This is a genomic window from Alteromonas sp. K632G (genome assembly GCF_017653625.1).
Classification (GTDB): domain Bacteria; phylum Pseudomonadota; class Gammaproteobacteria; order Enterobacterales; family Alteromonadaceae; genus Alteromonas; species Alteromonas naphthalenivorans.
Window position 1 is genome coordinate 1 of record NZ_JAGGDM010000050.1, and the last position, 1,747, is coordinate 1,747.

Consider the following 1,747-nt stretch of genomic DNA (forward strand, 5'->3'; position numbering starts at 1 on the left):
GTGTGATTACCAAGGGATTGTGTCGGTCTAATTACCGAGCGATTTTGTCGTAAATAGCATATCAGCCAGTTGCTAAACTGGCTATCTTTTATGCCGATTCAGCCAGAGCATTAGATTTTTCGACTCGCAATGCGGTGGTATTCATATTGTTTCTTAGCCAAATGCTACGCACACCGCCCGCGCTAATATCAACACCTAGGGCTTCACTGAGCTTTATCGCGACTTTCTGCTGACCAAGGTGAGGGTGTTCAATTGAGAATTGCACAACGGCGTCTTCTATCGCCTTATCCACACAGTTTTTGTGACGCACATCAGGTGTTTCTTGGCGTTTTAGTGCGGCAGGGCCACCTTGCTTAACCAGTCTTAAGTGTCGATGAATAGTGTCCCGTGATACGCCACTTTGGCGCGATGCAGCGCTGACACTTCCAAGCTTTTCGATTAACGCTAATACTTCAAGTTTCTTCTGTATTGCCAAGTCTTCTGATGCCAGTTTGCTTGGTTCATTAACTTCCGAGATCTTCAGTTTGCGACCAGCGAAGTGAGCGGTAAACCCTTTTTTACTCGTGTTCCTTATCTCGATTTTCTGATTGGTAATGGAGTGCTTGAGCGGTGAATCTATTAGGTAGAACTTGTTGCCATAACTGAAGGTATGGTCATTACGTATTTTGCGGTGATCTTTAATGACGCAGATATCATCAAGGTTGATGTGTTTCGACAGAGGCGTAAATTCAGGTGCTTGTTTTGATTTAACTTGAATTTTGGTTTGCCAGAACTGCGGAATAAAGACGTGTTTAAGGTAGGCATTGGCGGCAGCAATATCATTAATATTGTTCAGCCTAAGCTCGGGAACAAGACGGTCTTGGAAGGTATCGAATGCTCGCTCAATACGGCCTTTGCCTTGTGGTGAATTGGCAAAGATGATTTCAATCCCTAGCTCTTCGCAAGCCCTCTGCATCTGTGAGAAGTTGCAGCGTTTAGGGCCGCCGAAGATACCGGCTCTATCGACATAAAGCGTTTTGAACACGCCTTTGGCTTCAATACAATCTCGCATCACTTGCAAACAACCAACCGTCGTTTCTGAGGGAAAGAACTCGGCGTAGACTTCACTGGTTGCATCATCAATCATGGCAATTAAACAGTGCTTTTTATCCCCAAACCAGAGATGTGGACTGCCATCCATTTGCATCATTAGACCCGGTGCTTCCATGCGCTCTCTGCGTTTTCGAACATTGCTACGTCTTCGTTTGGCTCGTTTAACATGATGAATATCATGTGCCCAACCACGCAGTGTCTCTCGTTTCACGACAATGTGTTCATCAGTTTCTAGCTTTTCCGCAAGATGGAGCAAATTTAAATCAAAATACTTTTCTTTGATTAAGACCTGCACCGCTTTTTTTATTGATTCCGGCGTTTTGTTGAGTGGGGCTTTACCACTGTTACCATGAATAGCGAATTGAATACCAACTTGCTGATATTGCTTTACGTAGCGTTCAATGGTGCGTCGAGACTTGCTGAGTAACTTAGCAGCATTGACAATTGTTATCCTGCCTTCAACCACTTTAGCAATAATATCAACGGTTAGTTGAGCTTTAGAATCCATCACGATCATCCTCAACATGCCTCAAATATTCAAAAAAAGAACATTACCAGACATGTAAAAAAGTGACCGACAGTTTCCCTTGGTAATTAGCGCTTACGACAGAATCGCTTGGTAATTAAGATACGACAAAGTCGCTTGGTGTTAACA

The 1,747-nt window shown here is 43.7% G+C and carries 1 protein-coding gene; it reads right to left on the bottom strand.

Going from position 1 to position 1,747, the window contains the following annotated elements; genetic code table 11:
- Positions 1–88: 88 nt before the first annotated feature.
- Positions 89–1,609: an ISNCY family transposase gene (locus J5X92_RS20815; protein ID WP_196897420.1), complete on the bottom strand. Its 1,521-nt coding sequence runs from the start codon at positions 1,607–1,609 to the stop codon at positions 89–91.
- Positions 1,610–1,747 lie beyond the last annotated feature (138 nt).